Raw genomic sequence first — 23,549 nt, 5'->3', positions numbered from 1 at the left:
GGGGCCCACAGCTTCACTCGGTACCATTTTCGAACAGGACCGCACCGAAAACAGTGAGAGGAGTTGCCGTGGAGCCGAAACGACCGGGGTCCGCCTCGCAGAAGTCTGCACCGCGGCAACCCGCTGTCGCACATGCCGAAACTCCCGCCGGTGGCTGGCTGCGCAGCATCCGTTTCTCCGGTTTTTCACTGGTGATGATGGTCGTTCTCGTGCTCGCCGTCGTGGTGCTCGCGCCGAGCCTGCGCACCTACGCCGAACAGCGGCAGCAGATCAGCCAGCTCAGCGCGACCGTCGCCGACCAGAAGGCCGAGGTCGATCAGCTGACGAGTCAGCGCGAGCGGTGGAACGATCGCACGTACGTCACGACGCAGGCGCGCGAACGACTGTCGTACGTGCTGCCGGGCGATATCAGCTTTCTCGTCATCAACGATCTGCCGGCCGTCGCCCCGCTCGAAGCGGAGGTGGCACCGGTCAGCACCAATATTCAAAGCACCACAATTGATTGGCTGGGTTCCTTGTTCGCCTCCACCATGACTGCCGGGCTCGCTCCGCAAGCCGCAGTACCAACGACGGATATCCCCGCGCCGGTGGCACCGTGACCCGGCCTCCGTTCGACCCGTTCTCCTCGGCCGACATCGACCTCGTCTCGGCCCAGCTCGGTCGCCCGGCGCGCAACGTCGTCGGCATTGCTGCCCGCTGCGTCTGTGGCGCGCCGACCGTGGTCGCTACCGCGCCGCGTCTGGCCGACGGCACCCCGTTTCCCACCCTGTACTACCTCTGCCACCCGGCTGCGACCGCAGCGATCTCCTCGCTCGAGGCCACCCAGGTCATGAACGAATACAACGACCTGCTCGCCGACGATGACGATGTGCGCGCCGCCTATGAGCGCGCGCACGCGAGTTTTCTATTCGACCGCGACCAGCTGGGCAGCGTGCCTGAGATCGCCGGAATCTCCTCCGGCGGCATGCCGAGTCGGGTCAAATGCCTGCACGCCCTCGCCGCACACTCCCTGGCCGCTGGGCCCGGCGTGAACCCGATTGGCGACCTCGCGCTTGAGCGCGCTCCCTGGTCGCCGGAGGTCTGTGTCTGTCTGGACTACTCCGCCGCCCCGCCGACAGTCGCCCCGCCGACAGTCGTGCCGCCGACAGTCGCCGTGCCGACCGCCGCCCCGCCGACAGTCGAGCCCGGGCCGGCTCGGGCGTGACCGTGATCTCCCAACGGGTTAGCACCGGCGTCGGCCTGGTCCTGGCCACGGCCCTGTTTAGCGGTACCGTCGGCGGCTCCGTCATGCTCGACGCGCCTGCCGCCCACGCCGACCAGATTCGCGACCTGCAATACTGGCTCACCGACTATGGGTTCTCCGAGGCCTGGAAGACCACCCGGGGTGCCGGCGTCACCGTTGCCGTCATCGACTCCGGGGTCAACGGCAGCGTCGTCGAGCTGAACGGCGTCGTGACCGGGGGAACGGATGTCTCCGGCCTTGGCTCTGCCAATGGCCAGACTCCGGTCGCCGGTGACGATGACGACGGCGAACACGGCACTCTCGTGGGCTCGCTGCTGGCCGGTCGAGGCACCGGGGACGGCACCGGTCTCATCGGGGTTGCCCCTGAAGCCTCCATTCTGGCGGTCTCGGTTGCGTTCGGCAGCACCCGTTCCGCCGTGAGCAACGATGACCAGATTGCGCAGGGCATCCGCTGGGCCGTTGACAACGGTGCCGACGTCATTAATATGTCGCTGACCCGCAACACGCTGTACTGGCCGAAGAGCTGGGACGACGCCTTTCTCTACGCCTTTGAGAACGATGTTGTCGTCGTGGCCGCCGCCGGCAACCGGGGGAGTGGCACCACCGAGGTCGGCGCCCCCGCAACGATCCCCGGCGTGCTGGCTGTCGGCGGGGTGGATCGCAACAAGACGGCGAGTTTCGACGCCTCCTCACAGGGCATCACGATTGCCGTTTCAGCGCCGAGTGAGAAACTCGTCGGGGTCATGCCCGATTCGACCTACGTGCAGTGGGATGGCACGAGTGCGGCCGCGCCGATCGTGTCCGGGCTGGTTGCCCTGGTGCGGTCCGCGTATCCCAACCTGGATGCGGCGGGCGTCATAAACCGCGTCATCGCCACGGCGAACGCGAACGGGCAGACTGTGCCGAGCCCGATCTACGGCAACGGGCTGATCGATGCCGCCGCCGCCGTGACCCGCTACGTCGCCCCAGCAACCGGGGCCACCCCCACGGAGCTGCTGACGGAATGGATCACGCTGCACCGCCGCGCTGAGATCGAGGTCGTTCCCACCGAGGTTCCCGTCGCTGAAGCGCCGGCCGCTGCCGCGGAAGACCCCGCGCTGCCGGCCCAAAACGTGCTCACTGCCTGGCTTCCGAGCCAACTGACCTTGACCTATATCAGTCTTCCGCTCGCTGTCCTCGTGGGGTTTGGTATCCTAGTAACGCTGTTCGGCATTGGGGCCGTTCGGTATCTCAAGCGAATTCGGCGCAACCCCAAAGATTTCGCACCGTCATAATCATGTAGGAGGCCTTCTCATCGTGCCCAAAATTCTCATTGTTGGTGGCGGCTACGCCGGTTTTTACACGGCGTGGAAGCTTGAGAAGTGGCTGCGATCCGGCGAAGCCGAGGTCACCATTGTCGACCCGCTGCCGTACATGACGTACCAGCCCTTCCTGCCGGAGGTTGCTGCCGGGTCCATCGAGCCGCGTCACGTGGTCGTGTCGCACCGTCGTCACCTGAAGAAGACCAACATTGTCTCCGCCAAGGTCACGCACGTGAACCACGCCGAGAAGACCGCCACAATCACCCCGCCGATCGGCGAGCCGTACGAGTTCAAATACGACATCGTCGTGGTCACCGCCGGTGCTGTGTCGCGCACGTTCCCGATCCCGGGCGTCGCCGACCAAGCCATCGGCCTCAAGACCATTGAAGAGGCGGTCGCCATCCGCGACCGGGTACTCACTAACTTCGACAAGGCCGCCGCTCTTCCGGCTGGCCCTGAGCGCGACCGTTTACTCACCTTCGTCGTGGTCGGTGGCGGTTTCGCCGGCATCGAGGTCTTCGCCGAGTTGCGTTCCTTCGCCACGTCGCTGCTCACTCTCTACCCGGAGATCAGCTTCGAAGAGACCAACTTTCACCTCATCGAGGCCATGGGCCGCATCATGCCCGAGGTCTCGCTCAAGACGAGCCTGTGGGTCATCGACAACCTGGCCGGCCGCGGTGCCCAGATTCACCTCGACACACAGCTGACCAGCGCGGCCGACGGCAAGATCGAACTCTCCAGTGGGGAGACCTTCGAGACCGACCTCATCGTCTGGACCGCCGGCGTCATGGCGAACCCGACGATCGTTCGTCACACCGACCTGCCCATCGAAGAGCGTGGTCGCCTGCAGGTTCGCGCCGACCTGCGCGTCGGAACCGAAGACGACATCATCGCTGACGCCTGGGGCGCCGGCGATGTGAGCTGCGTTCCCGACCTCAGCGGTGGCGGCGTTGGCGGAAACTGCGTGCCCAACGCCCAGCACGCCGTGCGCCAGGGCAAGTTGCTGGCCAAGAACATCGTCGCCGTGTTGCGGGACGAAACCCCGGTGCAGTATTTCCACAAAAACCTCGGCGCAGTAGCCGGCCTCGGCGTCGGAGTCGGTGTGTTCCAGTCCGGCAACCTCGCCATCACGGGTCTGCCGGCCTGGTTTGCTCACCGCGGCTACCACGGACTGGCTATGCCGAGCTGGGAACGCAAGCTGCGGGTCGTCGGGGGCTGGGTCAACAACGTGGTGCTCGGTCGCGATGTCGTATCGCTGAGTGCCACCACGAACCCGCGCGCCGTGTTCGAAGAGTTCGCTTCGCGTCCGAAGCCGCCGGCCCCGGCCGAAGCCCCCGCTGCTGCGCCCGCCGCCAAGGCCCCGGTAGCTCCGCGTGCACCCCGCGCGCCGCGCAAGCCCACGGTCAAGGCTGCTGCCGCGAATGCTGCGGCGCCCGACGCGAAGACTCCGCTTGCGGAAAAGGCGGCAGCCGAGGCATCCGCTTCGAAGTAACGTTTTCGGTGGGTGCTGCCGGGCGATACCCTCGACCGGCAGTACCCACGTTCTCACCGCCCGTCATCGGGCACGCCCCCATAGCCCAATTGGCAGAGGCAGACGACTTAAAATCGTCACAGTCTGGGTTCAAGTCCCAGTGGGGGCACACGAATATTTCTTCGCTGATCTGCGTTTTAACTCGGTAACGGGTGCCTCAGGTGTTCTGTTCGCCCACATTTGTAATCATTCGGGCACGATCGAGGGTGTCATTTTTCGAAGTCGTCTGCACAAATGTTCATACTCGCCAGCACAGCTCGCTCCGGCCACCGACGAACTTGCCTGAATTCCCGTAAGCCGAACCCTTGCGGAACGCGAGTATTCGCGAGGTGGTACAAGGCTGCGGGAGGAGCTCGTGAAGCGATCTTCCTCCGGGATGTTGTGCAAGGCAGGTGGGAGGATTGGCCGCATTGTGCAACCACTGCCCGCCGTCGTGTATCTGTGAGCCGCGACTCCGCTCACAGATTTACTAAACCATCGAGAGAGGCCATCACACTGCTGAAGGGGCTTGATATCGAGGGAGACGCCCACTTGGGGACAACCGTTCAACACCGTTCTCGAGTCGCCTTAGATCCCGCCCAGCCAAACCTCCGTCAAGTGCACCGTATCCACTCTGAACTGTTTGCAGAGGTGGGTGTCGCCGGGTTCAATCTTCGACCCGGGGACATGGGCGAGAACGTGACTACCGCGGGCATTAACCTCTTGGCTTTGCCACAAGGCTCCAGGCTTTCGATCGGCGATGTTGCCGTGGTCGCCTTGCTCGTTCATCAGGCGACACGCGTCGGCGCGTTTCCAGGTTGCTAGGTTCTCTACTCGGCGATGAGGTCGCCACCCGGTAGCGTCTCGGATATGCGTCCAGGCTCCTGCGCACCGATGAGCGGCCACACGATGTCTTCTGCCCCGAATTGGATAGCAAGGCCTTGAGGGTTCGCCGGCAGGTACAGCGGTTGGCCTTGCGGCCGACCAGCGTTGGGGTCTTCGATGGCTACGTCGATTCCTTCGGTTGGCAACCCGTCGGGTGCGGGAACTAAGTACGCCGCGACGGAAGCGCCAGTAGGGAACGCTTTGTTGTAGTAGGCGGAGTCGGGACGGCCAGGATTGGGCAACTCGATGTAGACGATCCCGTCACCGCCCGCGTCGAGTTCGCCAGTTATAACTTTGGCGTTTGCCAATACGAGAACGATAGAGGTCGAACCCTTCGCCTCATCGTTCCCTGGGAATTTGGTTGTCCGTCCTGCCTGCACTTGTGCCACGATCCCTGAAACAACAATCTTGCTCAACTTGGCAAGCTCATCCGGTGAACGGAGGGGATCGTAGTCGTAAGTGAGGCCTCTGAAGGCCGCCACGGTATCGTTAGCGCTGTACGGTACCTCTGTCTGGGGCTCCGTCGGGGGAATGCTAGCCGTCGTGGCACAGCCCACCAGCAGGAGCGCACACATAGCGGCACTAGCTGTCGCGGCAAAGTTCCGTTTTACTGATCTATTCATTGTCGTCACCTTAGTCAGCCGCGTTGATGTGGTCGTGGTGGTGCTGAGAGTATTCGATCCACCAGACCTCGCCGGTTACCGTGCCGCTGACCATGCAGTCTGAATAGCCGGGCTGGACGCTGTTGCGACGACCGGTTGAATCCGCCCTCCCCATTACGGCACCCTTCCTCACGCTACGTTCGGAGTCATGTGGAAGACATTTGTTCGACAGGCGACGGCTGACGATCTGGAACTTCTTGAAACGATCGAGAATGAAGCTGACGCGCTGTTCGCGACCGTGTTCTCGATAGTCGGCTGGCGGCCTGCCCGTTCATATGTCGAGCCATCACAGCAGAGTGGCTTCATCCTCGTAGCCAGCGACAATCCGGGATCGAACCCGATCGGGTTTGCCCACGTCCTCGAAGTCCCTGGCAGCAATCATCTTGAGCAGCTATCGGTCAGGCCGTCAGCGGCGCATCGCGGGCATGGGCGCGCACTCGTCGAAGCAGTCAAGAAGGAATCACGACTGCGCGGATGCAAACGCGTCACCCTGCGAACCTTCGCGGACGTTCCATGGAACGCCCCTTTCTACTCGAGCTGTGGTTTTCTCGAGCATGATCCCGATTCTGATTTTCTTCGAGATCAGTTATTGGCGGAGCAAAAGCGAGGACTCGGGTACGGCCGGCGTATTCAAATGAACTTCGACCTAACCGATGAGTTGCCCCGCTGAGGGTCCCTCCTGTGAGCCAGCCGGCTGACCTCAGAACGGAGAACACGGGAACCGCGATCTGCGTCGCACATCATCTCCACCACGAACGCCTTGATCGAAAACCACTACGGGGTGAGTAGTTCGCCCAACAGAATCTTTTCACCGAAAAAGCGATGAAATGTCCTAACACTTCACTGCTGTTTTATCTGCCGAGGAGAACCCCGTGCACGAAGATGATCGCCGGAAATGTCGCGGTGAAGGCCCAAAAGAAAGTGTCGAGGCCAATCAGCACGGCTGTTCCGAGATGGAGCATGGCCCCGGCAAAAAGCAGCGCTACCAGTACGCCAGGGGGAGCCACAAGGGCTACCGGAAAAATGATCTCCACGACGATAACTGACCATCCGACGAAGCCTCCAAGCCAAGGTCGTCTACGAAGTACGGCTGCGGCCGTGGAGTGTCCATAAGTAGCGGTGTTGAGAATGCTTTGCAGCGCTGATCCTTGACGCCACTGTGCGTTGGATATCTTCGATATTCCCGCAGCGAAATATGCCAACAAAGCCTGCGCCGCGATGAAATACAAACCCACGGCTTGAAAAGGACTCGACGTTGGGAGCAGGAAGGTGAATGCCAAGCCCGCAAGGATGATGAACGATATTTGATTGGAGCCATCTTTGCCATAGCGAATTTGATAGGCCAGGAAAAGGCTTGATAGCAAAATGATCGTTGCGTAACTGGCGTAGAGCAGGTTGCTTTGAAACGGAGTGATTAGCGCTATAGAACAGACGATTCGAACAATCACAACAATACGTAGCCACACTGAGCCGCTGTGCCCGACCATCCATCCACGTGACGCACCGTGTGACCTAGCGAGGATCTGTCTGCTATTCCAGTCAAACAGCCCGCTCGAGCCGAATTCTTTCAAACTCAAAAGCAATTGCAAAGAACCTTGAAGAATGCCTATTCCCACGATGACGGCGGTAATTCGTGCGGCGCTTTCGATTGTCAACATGGCTTATGACACCGGGTGAGTCAGCGAATAAAAACGAACGCGTGGCACAGAGGCTCCGCTTGGACCGCGTGTTTCAACCAAAGCAAACTGGTAGAACGCCGGCGACGACAATGAACCTCCGAGTCGCTTGCGCGCAACGTCAAGCAAGATTATGTATGGCGCGGTGAACTGAAGCCGCTCTGCAGAGCAGTTGATACTGGAAAGCGCCAGCAGCTGAAACAATTCGATCATGCCCTCTCGGTAGCGTTTTCGAGGGTTCCAAAGGGGAAAGAGAATTCCTCTCGGGGATAAATTCAACTCCAACCATGGACTGACGCTCGTTTCATCGTCGCGACTGCGATAAACAAAGTGATAGTTACTCGCACCGGGATCTGGCGTAAAAAATGACCATTTTGGTATGAGTGTGAATCGGTCAAACCGTGTAGTTAGCCGGCTGAGCCGATTATTTTTCTGAAAAGCGATCGTCAGTAAAAACCAGACAGAGAAAACAACGATTCCAATAACGCCGAATACGGAGCTTGCGATATCAATCATCATGTGATCTTCCTCAGATCGAATCGGTCGGCGAACAGTTTGTAACGGAAGCGACTTGACGAACGAACTCGTGGCGGGATCGTTTACCGATTCTGGTAGCAGGCAGCTGTTGATGATTTGCGAATTCGAAGCAAAGTTCTGGTCATTTCGATCGGGCGGCACTAGCGTCCGCTTGGTAGGCCCGAAGGACCTCCAACGTCTGTGCCGATCGGTGCTCTACAGGAACTTCTGCAAGCTCTTCGCTCATACCCTCTATGTCGCAACGGATAGCCGAACCGCCGTCCGTGACGATCCAGTCGTCGTTGGGGTCGACAGGGGTGATGAGGCTGTCGAGGGTCGAGAGTTCGACATCGGTGAGGCTGATAGCCATGTGCGTTCCGTCTTTCGGGCTCGGAGGGCGTGTCGACGCGCTCTCACTATGAATCCAGGATGACTTGCGGCCGCTCATAATCAAGCGGGCCGTTCCACAGATAGGCGAGTCGTATCGGTTCAACTACTAGTGTCTATTCTGTAAATCATCTTTCGTCAACTATGAAAACAAAAAAACTATAGACATATCGGCTCGTTATGGGAAGGCCCTGCAGCGATGTGTTCTGGGGTAGCGGAGCATCAACCCGCCATCCCTGCTTAGTGCGATTGCCTCCTGACAGCCGGGAACCTCTGGCATGCCGTTCAAGGTTGCCCTTGCGGAACGCCGCCCAGGGAGAGATTCTCGCACGGCTGTTCCTGAATGCCGATCGGTCATTCACGATCGCCGAACTCGCTCGCGCCGCCAAGTCACCATATGCGAGCGCTCACCGAGAAGTTTCTCGCATTATCCAAATGGGACTTGCCAGCACGGAGAAGCGCGGTCAGTCCGTCGAGGTGCGAGTGCCCGCGGATGCACCCGCCTCCCGGCCCCTCGCTGAGCTGCTCGCTCTGACGTACGGGCCGGCCGTCGTGATTCCCCAGCATCTGGCGGGGATATCCGGAATCGATCAGGCCTTCATCTCCGGTTCCTGGGCCGCCCGCCGCGCTGGGGAGCCGGGTGACGCTCCGGCAGACATCGACGTGCTCATCGTCGGGAACCCGCCCCGTGGCGCTGTCAACGAGGCGGCACGCCTCGCGGGCGCCAGTCTTGGACGTGAGGTGAACGTTCAAATCGTAAGCGCGGCCGCGTGGCAAGCTGCCAGCACGGACCCGTTCTTGCGCACGCTGACCGAACGTCCGATCGTGAGTCTTGAACTTCGGGAGGATCAGCCATGATCAACGGTTGGGACCACGGGAGAGCCGAGGTCGACCTGCTTCTCAAACCAGGTCGTCTCACGCGGGTCGCCGCCAACCGCGACCTTGCCGAACGTCACCTTGCGCAGGCCTAGGTGCACCTCACTGCAGCAGCGACCCTACCTATTGACCAGTGAACTGGCCGCAACGTGCCCTCGGGGTTGCCCACACTTTGCCCACACTTTACCCACAAACGTAAGAAAATGACGTGATTGTGGCACTGCCCAAGTGATCAAAGATCGTTGATCTTACGCGGAAGTTGCCCGTTCGCCGGGCGGTGATTGGCCCCGCAATTGGGTTCAAGTCCCAGTGCCGGCACCATCAGAAATATTGGCCGACGTCACGTTGAGGGCCCGGCCACATCAATCCGCTCCGAGCTGCGGCAGCGGCAGAGTCCATTTCTTGGAAGGTCCTGCGACGAAAAGAGGGACTCGTGGGCATTATCATCGTCGTGACCGGCCACGGGTGGCGGCCGTTCCTGAGGGAGCGGGCACGGCTGTGGTGCTCGGCACCGCAGCCTCCCCGGTGTATCTAGGGGTGCATTACCCGTTCGACGTGGCGATGTCGATCGTCTATTCGATCGCCGCGGCGTCGTTGGTGAATGCTGCATGGATGCTGTTGATGGCACACTTGAGCGAACGTCGATCCGGCCTCCGCGCTGGACGCCCCTATGGAGGAATCTCGGATGCCCGGTGAGATCATGACTCGCGCCCGACTGTTGCTAATCGAAGACGATGCAAAGCTCGGGCCCATGATCAAGGACGTGCTCACGGAGATTTACGATGTCACACTGGTCGCCGACGGTGCGGAAGGTCTCGCCGTCAGCCTTGCCGGCGAGTTCGAGGTGATGGTCATCGACCGGCGCCTGCCCGCGCTGGACGGTTTGGGAGTCGTGAAAGCCCTCCGCCGCAAGCTGATCACCACCCCCATCCTGCTCCTCACGGCTCTGGGGACCACCGGCGACAAAGTGGCCGGGCTCGATATCGGCGCCAACGACTACCTCGTCAAACCATTCGAGTTTGAAGAGCTTTTTGCCCGGTTACGAGCCATCCGTCGGGTCTTCACCGGGGAGGGCCGCACCTTGCTCGTGGGTGGGTGGGAGTACTATCCGGACAGTCGTACGATCTATTCCCCATATGACGGACGCATCCTGCTGACAATCAAGGAGAACGAACTACTCAAACTCCTGGCTGAAGCCCCGAAGCGCACATTCTCCCGCCAGCAGATCCTGCACGCCGTCTTCAGCACTACAGACACCACCGGAACGGTGGACACCTACGTGCACTACCTACGGCGCAAGACAGACACCAACATTGTTCTCACCGTGCGTGGTCAGGGCTACCGCTTAGGACAACCATGACCCGCAGTACACTCCCCGTCGCTGACAGTGACATCCTTGCCATCCGTCGGGCCTCACGTATCGTCGGTACTCGCATCGCGGCCGTCTGCGCGGCCGTTGTCGCGGTCGTCATCCTTGCCGTGTTCGTCTACATCCTGTCCGAAATTTCGCCCGGTGAGCTGTTTGAACGGGTGCCGGACATCGACAACCTGCAGGTCAGCGCCGTCAAGCTTCTGCGCGCGGCCATGGTTTTGGGCGTGGCCCTGATCCTGCTGGCTGGCGTGATGAGTTGGCTGGTCACCCGACGAGCCGTGCAACCCCTCGGCGAGGTGCTGCGCATCCAGCGCGCCTTTGTCGCCGACGCGAGTCACGAACTGCGAACCCCGCTCGCGGTGCTGGATGCCCGCCTGCAAATTCTGCAACGCGCCCTGCCTTCAGGCGACCCATCCACCGCGGTCGTCGCGGAGCTGCGCAGCGACGCGAAGGACCTCATCCACATCGTCAACGAGCTTCTCGAATCGGCGGAAATCGGTGGTGCGGCGATGCAGGACACTGGCATCGTCGATGTGCCCGCTGCGGTTGATGCCGCCGTGCAGTCGATGGCGCTCATCGCTGTCAAGAAACACATCACCATTGAATTGGATGCTCCGGATCCCGGGTCTGCGCGCATGCCAGCATCCAGTATGACCAGGTGCGTCGTGGCCCTGCTGGACAACGCGGTGCGGTTCGCGCCGAGTGGATCTGTCATCACCGTGCACGTGGCCGTGACTAAGAAGACGGTGTCGGTCACGGTGCGTGACCACGGCCCCGGTATTCAAGGTATCGACCCGGCCCGTGTTTTTGATCGGTTCGCACACTCCGGTGCTCCGGTGGACGGCGGTGGCAATGCCCGCACCGGGTTTGGTATCGGCCTGTCCCTCGTGCGGGAGATCGCGGTGCGCTACGGCGGATCTGTGGACGTGGTGGACGGTTCCGCCGCGGGCACGGAGATCGGGCTTACATTTCCGCGGGCGAAGCAAATATGACTGTGGTCGGCGATCGACCGGCACCCCTTAACTGGACAGCGATACCACGGCGGTCCAGGTGACCCCGTAGTCGTCGCTGGCGGCAATGCCGGTGGCGTCCGCGACGAGGATCCACGGTGAGGAGCCGCCGACGGCGGTGAACGCTTCGGGAGTACGACCGGTCGTTCCGGTCTGCGTCCACGTCTCGGCGTCCTGTCGCCAAACCCCGCCACTGGGGTCTAGACCGACCAATCCTCCGCCAGTATCGGCGCTGACAGTATCCACCAGGAGAAGTGCCGGAGCTCCAGCCAGTGGGCTGAACGATCGGCCCGCATCGGTGCTCATCATGAGCCCCGAAGCTGTCGTGGCATAGAGATGATCGGCCTGTGACGGATCCGCGCTCAGGTCGCGGAGTTCGAGCACCGCTCGCGACGACCAAGTGAGGCCGGAGTCGTCACTGACCGAGATCTCCCCAGCGGCGGCGTCATAACCGTAGACGCGCAGGGAGCCGTCGTCGAGCGGGACGGCATCCAGATCGTGAAAGTCGGTCACGCCCTCCCGCGACAGTGCCGTCCAGGACGACGCACCGTCTGTGCTGGAAATGAGTCCCAGATTGGGGAGGTCCAGGTTGGTCTGCTCAGCCGGATCAGGGTGGCCAGACGCCAACAACTGGCCGGGCGCTGCCAGGGTGAATCCCATCGTGTCCTGGGCGCGGCCGGCGATCTGCACGGGCTGGATCGTGTCGGCTCGTGGCGCCCCGGCCAGATAGGTGTCGGGCAGAACACTGGTCGGGATGAGCCATACGCCCTGGTGGGTGGCCGCATAGGTATGACCGGTCAGGGGATCGGCGCCCAAACCGTGCACATGCTCAAAAGCATTCTCAACCGGGTCGGTGTCCGGCGCAACCGCGATAGAACCGGGGGTAGTGGCAGCGCACCCCGTGAGGGCAATGATGCCCACAAGAGGTAGGGCCAGTGCACAAATTCGGAGTCGTGACCGGCGAAATCTAGCCAAGAGTGACTCCTCGGGCGCTCATGAAGGGCACGGCATCGATACCGTCACCGTCGCTGCGGGTTTCAAAATGCACGTGGCAGCCGCTGGACGCACCCGTCGATCCCACCAGGGCAATGATTTCACCGGCCACGACGAGCTGTCCGACGTCGACGAGGAGCTGACTGTTGTGGGCGTATCCGGTCTCGATGCCGTTGCCGTGGTCGATGAGAACCCAGTTGCCGTAAGAGCCTTGATAACCGGAGTCGACAACTTTTCCGCCATTCGCGGCGAACACCGGCTGGCCGCAGGGAGCGGCAATATCGGTGCCATTGTGGAAGTCGCCCACACCGTCAACGGGCTTGTTCGGGCGCGAACCAAACGGACTCGATAGTCGGCCCAAAACGGGTAACGCCCAGCCCTGATCGCTGAGCTGCCCCGGACTCAGGCTGGCCCATTCCCCGTTGCTGGCGACTTCGGTGTATGACGCGGGTTCGGGTGCTTCCGTGATGGTGTACCCGTCGCGTTGGATGGGTGCCGTTGTGGTACCGGCGGCACTGACGCTTTGGAGATCGCCTACCTCGGCCGCGGCAGGCGTTGCGGCTTGCGGTGTGTGCGGGTCGACCGCAAGCGCGGGCAAAGACGTGCTGATCGCGAAGAGAGCGATCATCGCCATGGCGCTGACGGCCGCAGCACGTTGGCGCTGTGGGACGGGCCGGCGAACTGCTCGCCCCGGCGGTGCGGCTGATTCAGTTGGGCCGGATCGGCGCGCGCGGAGCTGGTTCTCCAGTGTGCGCATGTCGCGGCGCGACAGTGGTGGCAGCGCTCCGGAGACTTGCGGCGCCGTGGCGACGTGACCGGTGTTATCCACGGAGCACCGCCTCGGGAACACGCGTCAGTCGAGGAAATTGACGGCAATGCATAAATAAGTCCTTGCAGGTGATTCAGAAAACGGGAAATGATCTCGATAGCGGGAGCTTCCAGCGGAAGCCCCCGCCTGGAACAAGCCGGTTTAGGGCGAGGCCAGGAGCGTGGCCATGACGGCGAGTTCAGCCGTCTGGGTCTTGACGATGTTGGCGGCCATCGCCCGCGCATCCGCATTTTCGCCGTTATCTATTTCGAGCTGCGCCATCGCCACAGCACCCCGATGGTGCGCAGTCATCTGTTGCAGAAACACGGTGCTGGCCTCTGTTCCGGAGGCGTCGCGGAGCGTCATCATGTCATCGTCGGACATCATTCCGTTGGAGCCCTCACCCATGCCCGACATGCCGGACATGCCGTTCTCGTTTTCGCCCCACGCCGTCAACCAGTCCTTCAACTGGGCAATTTCCGGTTTCTGAGCGGCCTTGATCTCGGTCGCAAGGGCGGTGACGTTTTGATCGAGACCGTCTTTCGCGAGCAAGTCGTCGCTCATTGCAACGGCTTGTTCGTGGTGGGGGATCATCCCCTGTGCAAACGTCACGTCGGCGGCATTGAACGCGGCTGTCGTTTGGCTGCCGGTAGGGCTCGCAGGCGCCGTGGCGGGACTGCCGCCAGCGCACGAGCTGAGGGTGAGAGCTGCCGCCAGGGTCACAGCAGCGTAGAAAAAAGTTCGCGGTTTGAGCATCATTCATCCATTCGTCGTCAAGCATTTGAAACCCGAGTGGCCGAGGTTCGGCAGGGTTCCGATTCACGTACTGGCTCGGAACTGCGGCAGGTCTAAACGCGGCTGATGGACAGAAGGGTGAGGCTGGGGCGGGGGAGCGGTATGGCAATGATGCGCCATATTTCCAGAGCGGCGCCACCGAAATCGAGCGGGCGCCGATACCTGGCCGGGAGTCGAGTCAGGGAAACCATGACGACGAGGGTGAGCAGCAGCACGCAGGTCATCGCGAATAGCGCGCACTTAAGCGATCCACCAAAGCTGTCGGAAGACATCGAAGCCAGCACCGGTGCGGCCAGGACAGCCGCCATGACCATAACGTCTGCCTGTTGGCCGGCAAGTGCTGACGCGGCGGGAACCGGTGTGTGCATGGCATGCCCGGTGGCCTCGGAATGGAAGGCGAAAACTGCAAAAAGCAGCGCAGCAAGAGCGAGTAGCGAGATGAAAGGCGATAGAGAACCGGATGCGCCCGACCGACGTACCGCGCGATCCAACGTCATGTCACCTACCTCTTAGCCTTCAGCTCAAGGATGGCCAGCCAACCTCAACCCGTTTAGCGTACCGCACGGCCAGCGGTGAATCCTGAGCGCGGGTTTTCACGACGGTGCAACACAGGCCGGCGATCAGTTTTCGCATCAGAGGTTCCAAAAGGTCGGTGTGACCGGAAACGCGCGTACCGATCAGCGCAAACGGTCGAGGTAGCGCAGAATGACACCCTCCCGCAGCGCCCAGGGCGACACCTCGAGTTCCGCGGCCCCGAATGCGGCCATCGCCGCACCAAGCACGATGCCGCCGGCCACGATCTGAAAGGTGCGGTCCGCGGTGATTCCGGGCAGCGCCGGGCGGGCCTCAGCCGGAATGCGGGCTAGGCGCGGTACCCAGTCCTCGAGTTCGGTGCGGCCGAGGCGCAGCCGGTCGGCGGCGCCCACGCCATCCGAGGTGGTGCCAGCCAGGCGGGCGAGCGAACGGATCGCCTTCGACGAGCCGACGATGTGGTGCGGAGGCGGCAAGTGCGCGAACGCGCCGACCGCATCGCGCAGAACGGATGCCGCGTGCTTGCGCAATGCAGACACTTCCTCCGGCAGCGGAGGATCGTGGTGCAGAAAGCCGATCGTGCTGCGCCCGGCACCGAGCGGGAGCGACAGGGCCACGTCGGGAAATTCGCTGCCGCCGGCGGCGATCTCCAACGACCCGCCACCGATGTCGAAGAGCAGAATATTGCCGGCCGACCAGCCGTACCAGCGCCGGACGGCCAAAAAGGTCAGACGGGCCTCGTCCTCGCCCGACAAGACCTGCAGGGCGACACCGGTCTCGCGTTCGATCCGGTCGAGCAGCTCCGGACCGTTGGTCGCGTCGCGCAGCGCCGAGGTGGCGAACGGCAACAGTTCGTCAACGTCGTGCTGCTGGGCGACATCCGCTGCGTGGTGCACGGCGGAAAGAACCGCCGCGACACCCTCGTCATTGATGGCGCCCTCGGGGGTGATGTAGCGCATGAGGCGCAGTACGCTCTTGTCGGCGGCCATCGGCACGGGCGGCGCGCCTTCGTGCGCGTCGACAACCAGCAGGTGGACGGTATTCGAACCGACGTCGAGAACTCCTAGGCGCACATGTGTACGCTACAGCCTGCAGCGTGCTAACGCCGAAGGGGTTCGACGAAACGCTGCCAGGTCCATGCGCTCGCGCAGACGGCGGCGAAGGTTGCGGCGACGATCCAGAGCGCCGTCCCGGTGCCGTCGCTCTGGACTTGCTCGACCAGCGGGGCAAGCGCCGCGAACAAGATTCCGTAAGCGACAACGGTCAGGCCGGTCCACACCAGCGGCGACCAGGCCAGAATGCGGTGCCCGCTGGTGTGGCCGATGGGCACCATGATCAGGACAGCCGAGCCGATGGCGGCGAGCACGATCGTATTGCCCGTCTCTGCGGCGAGCGAGGTGACGAAATCATTCGCGCCGGGCAGCAGCGACGCGAGCGACCAGGCGAGAACGGCCAGCACTGTGAGAGCCCCCACCCGCACCGCGGCGAGCTGGCCGCGCTGCGCACTCGTGGGCTGCGCGCCAGCCAGGCCCGCAGCATCCGTTGTGGCTGACAGGGTGACACTGCCGAGCAGCCCGAACAACAGGGCCGGATGCACGTCGAACACCCGGGACGCGATCGCTGCGGCCGCGATGAGCAGCAGGTACCGCGGTAAAAACGTCACCGTTCCGCGCAGCCGCAGCACGCGCGAGCTCCACCACAACGGGACAAGGCTGGCCACCGCGTTGACCAGCGTGAGCCCGATGATTACGGCGACCAGCAGACGGAGGTACGCCGGCTGGTCCACGATCGGCCCGGACAGCATGACGAATGTTGCCGCAGCCAGCAGGGCCGCGCCGGCACGCACCCACCTGTTGAGCCGCAGCGTCGGGGCGACCTCAAATTCTTCGCGCACCCGGTTGCGACCCGCCAGTAGCGGCAGCACCCGGCGTGGACGGCCGTCACGCGTGCGCGAAATGGTGCTCGCGAGCATGCGCGAGGGCACCGCGATCAGCAGCAGCGCGCCGAGAGCGAGCAGGCCGGCTTGAAACCAGGGAAACGGCGAGCCGCTGCCGCTCGGGCCGATGGCCGCGGCAAACCTGGTCGGGTCATCCCACTGGCCGGGCAGAGCGGATGCCCCCTCCGCCACTTTCGGGCCCGCAGCTTTCGGCTCCTTAGCTTCCGGGGCGGGCGCGCCGGTACTTGGCTCCGGGCTCGGCGACGGCGTGGCCGTCGCGCCTGGCACGGCCGCCGAACCCTCCGGTGACGGCGCGGCCGCTCCGCCCGGAGCCGCCGTGCCCGATGGCGTTACAGGGGCGGACTCAGAAGGTGTCGCAGTCGGGGTGGTGTCGGAAACGTAGCTGACCGACACGGGCGTGCTGCCCGAGCTGACATTACCGGCGGCATCCTGCTGCACGGCACTCACCGAATACGATCCGGCGGCCACTCCGCCAGCCGAGCAGCTCCAGGTTCCGCCGACCACCGGGGCGGAGCAAACCGAGTAAGCGCCGGCGAACACCGTCACGGTGGCGCCGGTTTGCCCGGTGCCGGTGTACTGAGCACCGGCAACGGAAACCTGCGCGCTACCACTCGGAGTAGTCACGACCGGCGCGTCCGGTGCGGTCACGTCGAACACGATCGTGACCGGCGTGCTCGAGTTCGACGATGAGGGGCTGCTGAACGAAGAAATCTGGTTCGCCGTCACTTCCCGGCTGCCGTTCGTGAGGAGGCCCTCGAACAGGCAAGCCCAGGTGCCGGAACCGTCCACGGTGCCGGAGCAACTTTCACCGTTCGGCAGAAATGCCGTCACTATGGCCTGGGGATGCCCGGTTCCGCGCACCCAGCCGTTGGATTCCGACCCGGTCAAGCCGCCGAGCACCGTGGGGGCGCCGAGGACCGCGACCGCAATCTCGTCGCTCAGAGTCGCGTCACCGGTCACCACCACCCGCAGCTTGATCGTGGGGCCGTTCTGCAGGTAGACATTGGCGCAGCTCCACGCGGTCGACGAGTCATTGACGATGCACAACGGGTCACCGCCCCGCGGCGACAGCAATTGAATTTCCTGGTCAGCAGCCTTTGATCCCGTTACCGTGGTGCGATTACTGCTGATGAATTGCCCGTCGCCCGGGTTGTCGATCTGCGGACTGGGGGCTGGCGAAGTCGTCGCCTTCGGGATGGGCTCGCCGGTGGGCGGCGCGGTCGAGTCCACCGTCGAGTCCACCGTTGAGTTCACTGTCGAGTCCACCGTTGATTGGGGCGCAGGGGTCGCCGGGGCCTCTTCGGCCCTGGCCGTGGACAGTACGGGTGCCGCGAGGGCAATCGCACAGCCCAACAGCAGAGCGGCGACTGCTGCACGGCTGCGGACGTGTCGGGCGAGCGCCCAGTCGCCCCAGACCGCGACACGAGCTGATTCGGACACAACTACCCCCAGATCCTAGTTCAGGGCTATCTGGCGGTAAAGTCAACCTCCCGCACACCGAGAAAGTAACAAACCAGGAGAATTCTTCTCGGCACCTCCCGGGCTGCTGTGGAGCGGCCGCAAACGTGCCACCCTTGATGCGCAGCGGATGCCCCGCGTCACCCCCGCCGAAAAGAGTCTTACTGTTATGAATCCCACGCTTCGCATCCCCGGATCACCCTCGACTCGCGCTGTCGCAGCCCGGGACTGGGAACACCGCGCCGGCGAGCTCGGCGATCGTCTGCCGACCGGGTTCGAGGTGTCCGTGGCCACCTCCGCCTTTCAGATCGAGGGGGCTGCGCGCGATGGTGGTCGCGGTGACAGTGTGTGGGACACCTTCAGCCAGGCGTCCGGGCGCATCCGCGACGGGTCGAACGCTTCCGTCTCGACCGACCACGTGAAGAATTACGCGGCGGATGCCGCCCTGCTGCGCGACCTCGGCGTTGATTCCTACCACTTCTCACTCGGCTGGACCCGACTACAGTCGGAGGGTCGCGGGGCGCTGAACCGCAATGGACTCGCATTCTACGATCGCTTGCTCGATGCGTTGCTGGCCGACGGCATCCGCTCGACCGCCACTCTCTCGCACTGGGACCTGCCCGCGGCCCTGCGCGGCGGCTGGCTAAACCGCGACACCGCCGGCCGCTTCGCCGACTACGCCCACGCCGTGGGGGAGGCGTTCGGCGACCGCATCGACGCCTGGGTCACTCTCGCCGAACCGGCCACGGTCACCGCGAAGGGTTACGCGCTCGGCACGCACGCGCCCGGCCGCACCCTGCTGTTCGACGCGTTGCCCGCCGGACACCACCAACTGCTCGCGCATGGACTCGCCGTGCAGGCCCTGCGCGCCGCCGACGTGCGCGGCCGCATCGGCCTCGTCAACTCCCACACCCCGGTACAGCCCGCCACCGACCGTGATCAGGACCGCTCCTACGCGGCACTCTACGACCTGCTGACGAACCGCCTGTTCGCCGACCCGGTGCTGCTCGGCCACTACCCCGACCCGCTCGAACCGTTCGCGCTCGAATTACGCACCCTGCTCGAGGCCGATCCCGACGATCTGCGCACAATCCACCAGCCGCTCGACTTCTACGGCGTGAGCTACACCGAGCCCGCCCGCGTCGCCGCCGACCCCGCCATTCTCACCGGCCCCGACGGCCAGCCGATCCCTATCACGTCCTGGCCGTTCCACCTGGAGCACTTTCGGGAACACCCCACTACCTCGGCCGGGGCCGTCAACGCCCCCGAGTACGTCGTTGTGGCGCTCGCCGAACTGGCCGAACGCTACCCGGCCATGCCGCCGGTATACCTGTCGCTGTCCGGCGGCGCATTCCTCGACCACGCGGATGCCCGCAATTCGGTGCACGATCCCGCCCGCATCGACTACCTCGCCGAACACCTCGTGGCCGCCCTCGATGCTGCTGGGTCGATCGATCTGCGCGGCGTCACATTCTGGTCCCTGCTCGATGCCTTCGAGTGGAACGCCGGCTACACCCAGCCGACCGGCCTCGTGCACGTCGACTTCAGCGACGACCGCCGCACCCGCACCCCCAAGCAGAGCTATCGCTGGCTGCAGCAAGCCCTGGCAAACCGCTAAGGCGTGCGCCGGCGTAGAGTCACCGACCCCAGCACGACGGCTCCCACGATCCACGCTCCAATGATGAGCAGCTCCCCGCCGACATAAGCGGCGTCCTGCGAGTCTGTCGCGACCGCCTGCAACGCGTCGATTGCGTGCGACAACGGCAGCCAATCACTGATCGCGCGCAGTACATCGGGCAGCTGTTCGCGCGGCAGAAAAATGCCACCGAGCAGAATCTGCGGAAACACCAGGGCTGGCATGAACTGCACGACCTGAAACTCCGTGCGGGCGAAGGCGCTCGCGAGCAGCCCAAGGGTCGTGCCGAGCACGGCGTCGGCGACCGCGACGGCGAGCAAGAGCCAGATCGATCCGACGATCTCCAGCCCGCACAGCCACACGGCAAACGCCACGGCGACGACTGACTGCGCCACCGCGAGCAGCCCGAACGCGAGTGTGTACCCGAGGATGAGATCGCCCTTGCCGAGCGGCATCGACAGCAGGCGCTCGAGCGTGCCGGTGCGACGCTCACGCAGGGTCGTGATGCTCGTCACGAGAAACATCACGATGAACGGAAAGAGCGCGATCATGCCCGGCCCGATCGTGGAGAACACGGGCGTGTCGGAGAAGATCCAGGCCAGCAGCCCGATCAGAAGGCTCGGTACCACGAGGAGCAGCACGATCGTGCGCGGGTCGTGCCGCACCTGGCTGAGCACCCGGCCGGCGGTCGCGAGAGTGCGTTGCGGGGTCACGAGGCGCTTCCGTTGGTCGCGTCCTTGACCGGATGCCGCGCGATCAGCGCCAGAAACGCCCCCTCGGTATCGCTGGCTCCGGTTGAAGCCAACAACCCGGCGGGGGTGTCATCGGCCAGAATCTCACCGTCCCGCATGAGCAGGAGACGGTCGCAGCGGCTGGCTTCATCCATCACGTGGCTGGAGACAAGCAGGCTCGTTCCCGAGACGGCGAGCTGATGAAACAAGGTCCACAGCTCGACCCGCAACAGCGGGTCGAGGCCTACGGTCGGTTCGTCGAGCACGAGCAAGTCGGGGGAGCCGAGCAGAGCACCAGCCAGCGACACCCGGCTGCGCTGTCCGCCGGACAGCGACCCCACTAGCTGACCAGCCTGACTCGTGAGGTCCGTCAGCGCCAGTACCCGATCGACGTCGCTGCGCGGGGCACCCAGCACGGCACGAAAATACTGTAGATTCTGCCGCACAGTGAGGTCGTCGTACACGCTGGCATCCTGCGTCACATAACCCACCCGGTGGCGCAGCGATGCCGATCCGGCCTCCCGGCCGAGCACCGTCACGGTGCCGGACTACACCACCTGCACGCCGACGATCGTTCTCAGGAGCGTGGTTTTACCGCATCCGCTCGGACCGAGCAGCCCCACCACGACTCCGCGGGGAATGCTCACCGACAACCCGTGCAGCACCGGATGCTTGCCGCGCCGCACGTGCAGGTTGGTCGCGTCAACCACGGGGGCGGACTTGTTCACCATGACCGAACTCTCCGCCGCGGCACCCGCCTTGTCAAGTCGACAATGGGTGATTTTGCTGCCACGCGAACGCTCGTGCGCGGCGATCTGGGCGATCAAAACTGATCCCCAACTAGGGTGGAGGCTATGACACTTGCGCTGCCGATCCTTGTGTCCTTCGCAGCGCCGATATCCGCTGAAGCCGAGAGCGTATCGCTTCGCTACTACGAGGACATCGTGAGTCGCTATCACGGGCGACCCGCGTTGCGCCAGGAGATACTGGCGGCCCAGGCTGGTTACCCGATCGATGACCTCGTTGCGCCGAACGGGCTGCTGTTGCTGGCCCGCCAGGGGAGCGCCGTGCTCGGCTGTGCCGGAATGCGGATTCGCCCCGGCGATATCGGTGAGGTGACCAGGGTCTTTGTCGAACCAGCTGCCCGCGGTCAGGGCGTAGGCCGGCTCCTCATGCAGAATCTGGAAAGGGAATCGCGCGCGCTGGGGCTCACGGCACTGCGGTTGGACACGCGAACCGATCTCATCGAGGCGCGCAGCCTCTATGCCTCGCTCGGTTTCATCGAGGGTGAAGCGCACAACGCCGACCCGTACGCAAATCACTGGTTTCGCAAAGAATTGCGCTGAACTCATGACTACCTCGCACAGCTTTCCGGAACCTGGCCTCGTGCCGGAGCTTCTGGTCACATCGCTTGAGAAGAGTTTGGAGTTCTGGTGCAGCCTCGGTGGTTTCGAGGTGCAGTACGACCGCCCCGATGAGGGGTTTGCCTACATCGCGCGAGGCGCGGTCCATGTGATGATCGAGCAGCGGGGTTCGGGACGAAACTGGCTTCCGGGGGCGCTGGAGCCTCCCTTCGGCCGTGGTGTCAACTTCCAGATCTCCGTGGCATCGATTGATCCGCTGGTGCGTGCCTTTCGTGGGGCCGGCTGGCCGCTCTTTATGGAGCCAGAGACGAAATGGTACCGAACGGGCGATGTCGAGTCTGGCGTTGCTCAATTTCTCGTGCAGGACCCGGATGGATACCTGATTCGTTTCCAGGCCTCGGTGGGCCGACGCCCGTCATCCCGGTAGTCTGCCGAGCGGGTTTGGCCACAGCTGGGAGCGGGCACCCAGCCACCTGCACTAGCTTCGGTGCATGACCGAGCAGCAGCCCTACCACGTCGTCAAGAGTTACGACGATTTCGAATTGCGCCGATACCCAGCGCATCTGGTGGCGGAGGTTATCATCGAGGGCCCGTTCGAAGACGCTGGTAATCGGGCCTTCCGATATTTGTTCGCGTACATCACCGGGGCCAACCGATCACGCGAGAAAGTCGCCATGACGGCGCCGGTGGTGCAAACGGATGCCGCTGAAAAGATCGCGATGACCGCGCCAGTGCTACAGGAGGGCGTGGAAGATGGGTCTGGAGCAGCAGCCGGTGAACGATTCCGGGTCGCTTTCGTGCTCCCCGAAGGCCTGACGGTCGAAACAGCGCCGCAACCCACGGACCCCACCGTGCACCTGCGCACGGTACCTGCAAGCCTGGCCGGTGCACTCCGCTTCAGCGGACGCTGGAGTCAGACTCGTTATGAACAGCATCTTGACGAGTTGCGCGGGGCGCTCGCCGCCGCCGGGTTGAGCGTCTTGGGGTCACCGAGATTCGCACGATTCGATCCGCCGATCAAGCCGTGGTTTCTGCGCCGCAACGAGGTACTGTTCGATCTCGAAGAGCCCGGCTGATCAGCGCTTGCCCTGCCGCCGCGGGATCCTTGTGCGCCTTGAGCTTGCTTGGAGTGTGATGAGAAGCGGGTGGGGCCTTCGGGGTCGCAGTTAGTATGAAAAGGTACGCACGGGGGGTCGTTCTGGTCCAGTTCATGTCTCCGTGTCAACGTACACATCGTGCCAATTTGCAAGGAGACGTTGCCATGGAATGGCTCATCCCGGTTTTGATCGTTGTCGTACTGGTCGCCATCGTGGGTATCTACCTGTGGTCGACCTACAACTCCCTCGTAACGCTCAACGTGCGCGTCGACGAAGCGTGGAGCGACATCACCGTGATGCTCAAGCGTCGTGCCGACCTGCTGCCCAACCTGATCGAAACGGTCAAGGGCTACGCAGCGCACGAGAAGAGCGTGTTTGAGAACGTGACCCGTGCTCGGGCTGAGACGCTGTCGGCGCAAGGCCCGGCCGACGCATCCGCTGCAGAAAACCACATGCAGACCGCGCTGAAGAGCATCTTCGCCGTGGCCGAGGCGTACCCGCAGTTGCAAGCCAGCCAGAACTACCTGCAATTGCAGGGCGCCATCGTCGACACGGAGGACAAGATCCAGGCCGCTCGCCGGTTCTACAACGGTGGCGTGCGCGAAATGAACACCAAGATCAAGGTATTCCCCAACCACCTGTTCGCCGTGAACCTCGGGTTCACCGAGCGTGAATTCTTCGAGGTGGCCGATTCCGCAGCGATCGCGGAGCCGCCCCGCGTGCAGTTCTAAGGGAGCGCAT

24 protein-coding genes, 1 tRNA gene and 2 pseudogenes are annotated in these 23,549 nt (G+C 63.4%); 15 read left to right on the top strand and 12 right to left on the bottom strand.

All coding sequences use genetic code 11. The annotated features are described in order from the left end of the window. Positions 1 to 68: 68 nt before the first annotated feature. The 5 genes and pseudogenes from E3N85_RS14265 to E3N85_RS14245 all read left to right on the top strand — a co-directional run bounded on the left by E3N85_RS14265 (position 69) and on the right by E3N85_RS14245 (position 4,184). Positions 69 to 599: a septum formation initiator family protein gene (locus E3N85_RS14265; protein ID WP_134464244.1), complete on the top strand. Its 531-nt coding sequence runs from the start codon at positions 69 to 71 to the stop codon at positions 597 to 599. Continuing rightward, positions 596 to 1,099, top strand: a pseudogene (locus E3N85_RS14260) (DUF501 domain-containing protein); the annotation flags it as partial. The gene E3N85_RS14265 and the pseudogene E3N85_RS14260, both read left to right, overlap by 4 nt. Before the next feature lie 101 nt (positions 1,100 to 1,200). Then, positions 1,201 to 2,517 (top strand): S8 family serine peptidase, encoded by a 1,317-nt coding sequence (locus E3N85_RS14255; RefSeq protein ID WP_241978520.1) that lies wholly within the window; start codon positions 1,201 to 1,203, stop codon positions 2,515 to 2,517. Positions 2,518 to 2,539: 22 nt separating this feature from the next. After that, positions 2,540 to 4,036, top strand: coding sequence for an NAD(P)/FAD-dependent oxidoreductase (locus E3N85_RS14250; RefSeq protein ID WP_134464240.1), 1,497 nt, complete (start codon positions 2,540 to 2,542; stop codon positions 4,034 to 4,036). 74 nt (positions 4,037 to 4,110) lie between these two features. Continuing rightward, positions 4,111 to 4,184, top strand: a tRNA-Leu gene (locus E3N85_RS14245). A gap of 700 nt (positions 4,185 to 4,884) precedes the next feature. Here the strand turns inward: E3N85_RS14245 and E3N85_RS14240 are convergent. Further along, positions 4,885 to 5,355, bottom strand: a complete 471-nt coding sequence (locus E3N85_RS14240) for a hypothetical protein (protein WP_134464238.1) — start codon at positions 5,353 to 5,355, stop codon at positions 4,885 to 4,887. Positions 5,356 to 5,749: 394 nt separating this feature from the next. Between E3N85_RS14240 and E3N85_RS14235 the strand changes: the two genes are divergently transcribed. Continuing rightward, positions 5,750 to 6,271: a GNAT family N-acetyltransferase gene (locus E3N85_RS14235; protein WP_134464236.1), complete on the top strand. Its 522-nt coding sequence runs from the start codon at positions 5,750 to 5,752 to the stop codon at positions 6,269 to 6,271. Positions 6,272 to 6,452: 181 nt separating this feature from the next. On the opposite strand, the gene E3N85_RS14230 is transcribed toward E3N85_RS14235, so the two are convergent. The 3 genes from E3N85_RS14230 to E3N85_RS14220 form a co-directional block, all read right to left on the bottom strand. After that, positions 6,453 to 7,259 carry a hypothetical protein gene (locus E3N85_RS14230; RefSeq protein ID WP_134464234.1) on the bottom strand — a complete coding sequence of 269 codons (807 nt, stop codon included), beginning with the start codon at positions 7,257 to 7,259 and terminating at the stop codon, positions 6,453 to 6,455. Between the two features lie 3 nt (positions 7,260 to 7,262). After that, positions 7,263 to 7,796: a hypothetical protein gene (locus E3N85_RS14225; protein WP_134464232.1), complete on the bottom strand. Its 534-nt coding sequence runs from the start codon at positions 7,794 to 7,796 to the stop codon at positions 7,263 to 7,265. Between the two features lie 139 nt (positions 7,797 to 7,935). Next, positions 7,936 to 8,163: a hypothetical protein gene (locus E3N85_RS14220; RefSeq protein WP_134464230.1), complete on the bottom strand. Its 228-nt coding sequence runs from the start codon at positions 8,161 to 8,163 to the stop codon at positions 7,936 to 7,938. A 314-nt stretch (positions 8,164 to 8,477) separates the two neighbouring features. Here E3N85_RS14220 and E3N85_RS14215 point away from each other — a divergent pair, with 314 nt between their 5' ends. From E3N85_RS14215 to E3N85_RS14200, 4 genes are all read left to right on the top strand, one after another. Beyond that, the gene (locus E3N85_RS14215; protein WP_134464228.1) at positions 8,478 to 9,038 is read left to right on the top strand and encodes an ArsR family transcriptional regulator; all 561 of its coding nucleotides are present in this window, start codon (positions 8,478 to 8,480) and stop codon (positions 9,036 to 9,038) included. A 516-nt stretch (positions 9,039 to 9,554) separates the two neighbouring features. Further along, on the top strand, positions 9,555 to 9,752 hold the full coding sequence (locus E3N85_RS14210; protein WP_134464226.1) for a hypothetical protein: 198 nt from the start codon (positions 9,555 to 9,557) through the stop codon (positions 9,750 to 9,752). Then, the gene (locus tag E3N85_RS14205) at positions 9,742 to 10,416 is read left to right on the top strand and encodes a response regulator transcription factor (protein WP_241978519.1); all 675 of its coding nucleotides are present in this window, start codon (positions 9,742 to 9,744) and stop codon (positions 10,414 to 10,416) included. The genes E3N85_RS14210 and E3N85_RS14205 overlap by 11 nt, the downstream gene beginning before the upstream one ends. After that, entirely contained in the window at positions 10,413 to 11,420 is a 1,008-nt protein-coding gene (locus E3N85_RS14200; protein WP_134464224.1) for a sensor histidine kinase KdpD, read from the top strand. Before E3N85_RS14205 ends, E3N85_RS14200 begins: the two co-directional genes overlap by 4 nt. Before the next feature lie 27 nt (positions 11,421 to 11,447). Here E3N85_RS14200 and E3N85_RS14195 read toward each other — a convergent pair whose 3' ends face one another. The 6 genes from E3N85_RS14195 to E3N85_RS14170 form a co-directional block, all read right to left on the bottom strand. Continuing rightward, the gene (locus tag E3N85_RS14195) at positions 11,448 to 12,359 is read right to left on the bottom strand and encodes a F510_1955 family glycosylhydrolase (protein WP_134464222.1); all 912 of its coding nucleotides are present in this window, start codon (positions 12,357 to 12,359) and stop codon (positions 11,448 to 11,450) included. Positions 12,360 to 12,405: 46 nt separating this feature from the next. Next, positions 12,406 to 13,260 (bottom strand): M23 family metallopeptidase, encoded by an 855-nt coding sequence (locus E3N85_RS14190; protein WP_134464220.1) that lies wholly within the window; start codon positions 13,258 to 13,260, stop codon positions 12,406 to 12,408. Positions 13,261 to 13,401: 141 nt separating this feature from the next. Next, a complete protein-coding gene (locus tag E3N85_RS14185; RefSeq protein ID WP_241978518.1) occupies positions 13,402 to 13,998 on the bottom strand; it encodes a DUF305 domain-containing protein in 597 nt (198 codons plus the stop codon). An 89-nt stretch (positions 13,999 to 14,087) separates the two neighbouring features. After that, positions 14,088 to 14,531 (bottom strand): hypothetical protein, encoded by a 444-nt coding sequence (locus E3N85_RS14180; RefSeq protein WP_134464218.1) that lies wholly within the window; start codon positions 14,529 to 14,531, stop codon positions 14,088 to 14,090. A gap of 180 nt (positions 14,532 to 14,711) precedes the next feature. Next, complete coding sequence (locus E3N85_RS14175; RefSeq protein WP_134464216.1) at positions 14,712 to 15,638, bottom strand: Ppx/GppA phosphatase family protein; 927 nt, start codon at positions 15,636 to 15,638, stop codon at positions 14,712 to 14,714. Between the two features lie 26 nt (positions 15,639 to 15,664). Further along, positions 15,665 to 17,962 (bottom strand): Ig-like domain-containing protein, encoded by a 2,298-nt coding sequence (locus E3N85_RS14170; protein ID WP_134464214.1) that lies wholly within the window; start codon positions 17,960 to 17,962, stop codon positions 15,665 to 15,667. Between the two features lie 187 nt (positions 17,963 to 18,149). Here E3N85_RS14170 and E3N85_RS14165 point away from each other — a divergent pair, with 187 nt between their 5' ends. Then, complete coding sequence (locus E3N85_RS14165) at positions 18,150 to 19,598, top strand: glycoside hydrolase family 1 protein (protein WP_134464212.1); 1,449 nt, start codon at positions 18,150 to 18,152, stop codon at positions 19,596 to 19,598. Here E3N85_RS14165 and E3N85_RS14160 read toward each other — a convergent pair. Then, entirely contained in the window at positions 19,595 to 20,329 is a 735-nt protein-coding gene (locus tag E3N85_RS14160; protein ID WP_134464210.1) for an ABC transporter permease, read from the bottom strand. The genes E3N85_RS14165 and E3N85_RS14160 overlap by 4 nt on opposite strands. Then, positions 20,326 to 21,078, bottom strand: a pseudogene (locus E3N85_RS14155) (ABC transporter ATP-binding protein). The gene E3N85_RS14160 and the pseudogene E3N85_RS14155 overlap by 4 nt, the downstream one beginning before the upstream one ends. A 123-nt stretch (positions 21,079 to 21,201) precedes the next feature. Between E3N85_RS14155 and E3N85_RS14150 the strand changes: the two are divergent. The 4 genes from E3N85_RS14150 to E3N85_RS14135 all read left to right on the top strand — a co-directional run bounded on the left by E3N85_RS14150 (position 21,202) and on the right by E3N85_RS14135 (position 23,539). After that, positions 21,202 to 21,693 (top strand): GNAT family N-acetyltransferase, encoded by a 492-nt coding sequence (locus E3N85_RS14150; protein WP_134464208.1) that lies wholly within the window; start codon positions 21,202 to 21,204, stop codon positions 21,691 to 21,693. A gap of 4 nt (positions 21,694 to 21,697) precedes the next feature. Beyond that, positions 21,698 to 22,138, top strand: a complete 441-nt coding sequence (locus E3N85_RS14145; RefSeq protein WP_134464206.1) for a VOC family protein — start codon at positions 21,698 to 21,700, stop codon at positions 22,136 to 22,138. 64 nt (positions 22,139 to 22,202) lie between these two features. Then, positions 22,203 to 22,787, top strand: a complete 585-nt coding sequence (locus tag E3N85_RS14140; protein WP_134464204.1) for a heme-binding protein — start codon at positions 22,203 to 22,205, stop codon at positions 22,785 to 22,787. Between the two features lie 185 nt (positions 22,788 to 22,972). Further along, positions 22,973 to 23,539 carry a LemA family protein gene (locus E3N85_RS14135; RefSeq protein WP_134464202.1) on the top strand — a complete coding sequence of 189 codons (567 nt, stop codon included), beginning with the start codon at positions 22,973 to 22,975 and terminating at the stop codon, positions 23,537 to 23,539. Positions 23,540 to 23,549 lie beyond the last annotated feature (10 nt).

The sequence above is a fragment of the Cryobacterium sp. Hz9 genome (assembly GCF_004402825.1).
In the GTDB taxonomy this organism is placed as follows: Bacteria; Actinomycetota; Actinomycetes; order Actinomycetales; family Microbacteriaceae; genus Cryobacterium; species Cryobacterium gelidum.
Note: the sequence above shows the minus strand (reverse complement) of the source record. Positions and strands in the feature narration are given on the sequence as shown.

Bases quoted from the DNA above. Each gene is read 5' to 3' on its own strand.
- E3N85_RS14235 (WP_134464236.1), top strand. From the start codon at position 5,750: ATGTGGAAGACATTTGTTCGACAGGCGACGGCTGACGATCTGGAACTT.
- E3N85_RS14230 (WP_134464234.1), bottom strand. From the start codon at position 7,259: ATGTTGACAATCGAAAGCGCCGCACGAATTACCGCCGTCATCGTGGGA.
- E3N85_RS14225 (WP_134464232.1), bottom strand. From the start codon at position 7,796: ATGATGATTGATATCGCAAGCTCCGTATTCGGCGTTATTGGAATCGTT.
- E3N85_RS14220 (WP_134464230.1), bottom strand. From the start codon at position 8,163: ATGGCTATCAGCCTCACCGATGTCGAACTCTCGACCCTCGACAGCCTC.
- E3N85_RS14205 (WP_241978519.1), top strand. From the start codon at position 9,742: ATGCCCGGTGAGATCATGACTCGCGCCCGACTGTTGCTAATCGAAGAC.
- E3N85_RS14200 (WP_134464224.1), top strand. From the start codon at position 10,413: ATGACCCGCAGTACACTCCCCGTCGCTGACAGTGACATCCTTGCCATC.
- E3N85_RS14185 (WP_241978518.1), bottom strand. From the start codon at position 13,998: ATGATGCTCAAACCGCGAACTTTTTTCTACGCTGCTGTGACCCTGGCG.
- E3N85_RS14180 (WP_134464218.1), bottom strand. From the start codon at position 14,531: ATGACGTTGGATCGCGCGGTACGTCGGTCGGGCGCATCCGGTTCTCTA.
- E3N85_RS14165 (WP_134464212.1), top strand. From the start codon at position 18,150: ATGAATCCCACGCTTCGCATCCCCGGATCACCCTCGACTCGCGCTGTC.
- E3N85_RS14150 (WP_134464208.1), top strand. From the start codon at position 21,202: ATGACACTTGCGCTGCCGATCCTTGTGTCCTTCGCAGCGCCGATATCC.
- E3N85_RS14145 (WP_134464206.1), top strand. From the start codon at position 21,698: ATGACTACCTCGCACAGCTTTCCGGAACCTGGCCTCGTGCCGGAGCTT.
- E3N85_RS14140 (WP_134464204.1), top strand. From the start codon at position 22,203: ATGACCGAGCAGCAGCCCTACCACGTCGTCAAGAGTTACGACGATTTC.
- E3N85_RS14135 (WP_134464202.1), top strand. From the start codon at position 22,973: ATGGAATGGCTCATCCCGGTTTTGATCGTTGTCGTACTGGTCGCCATC.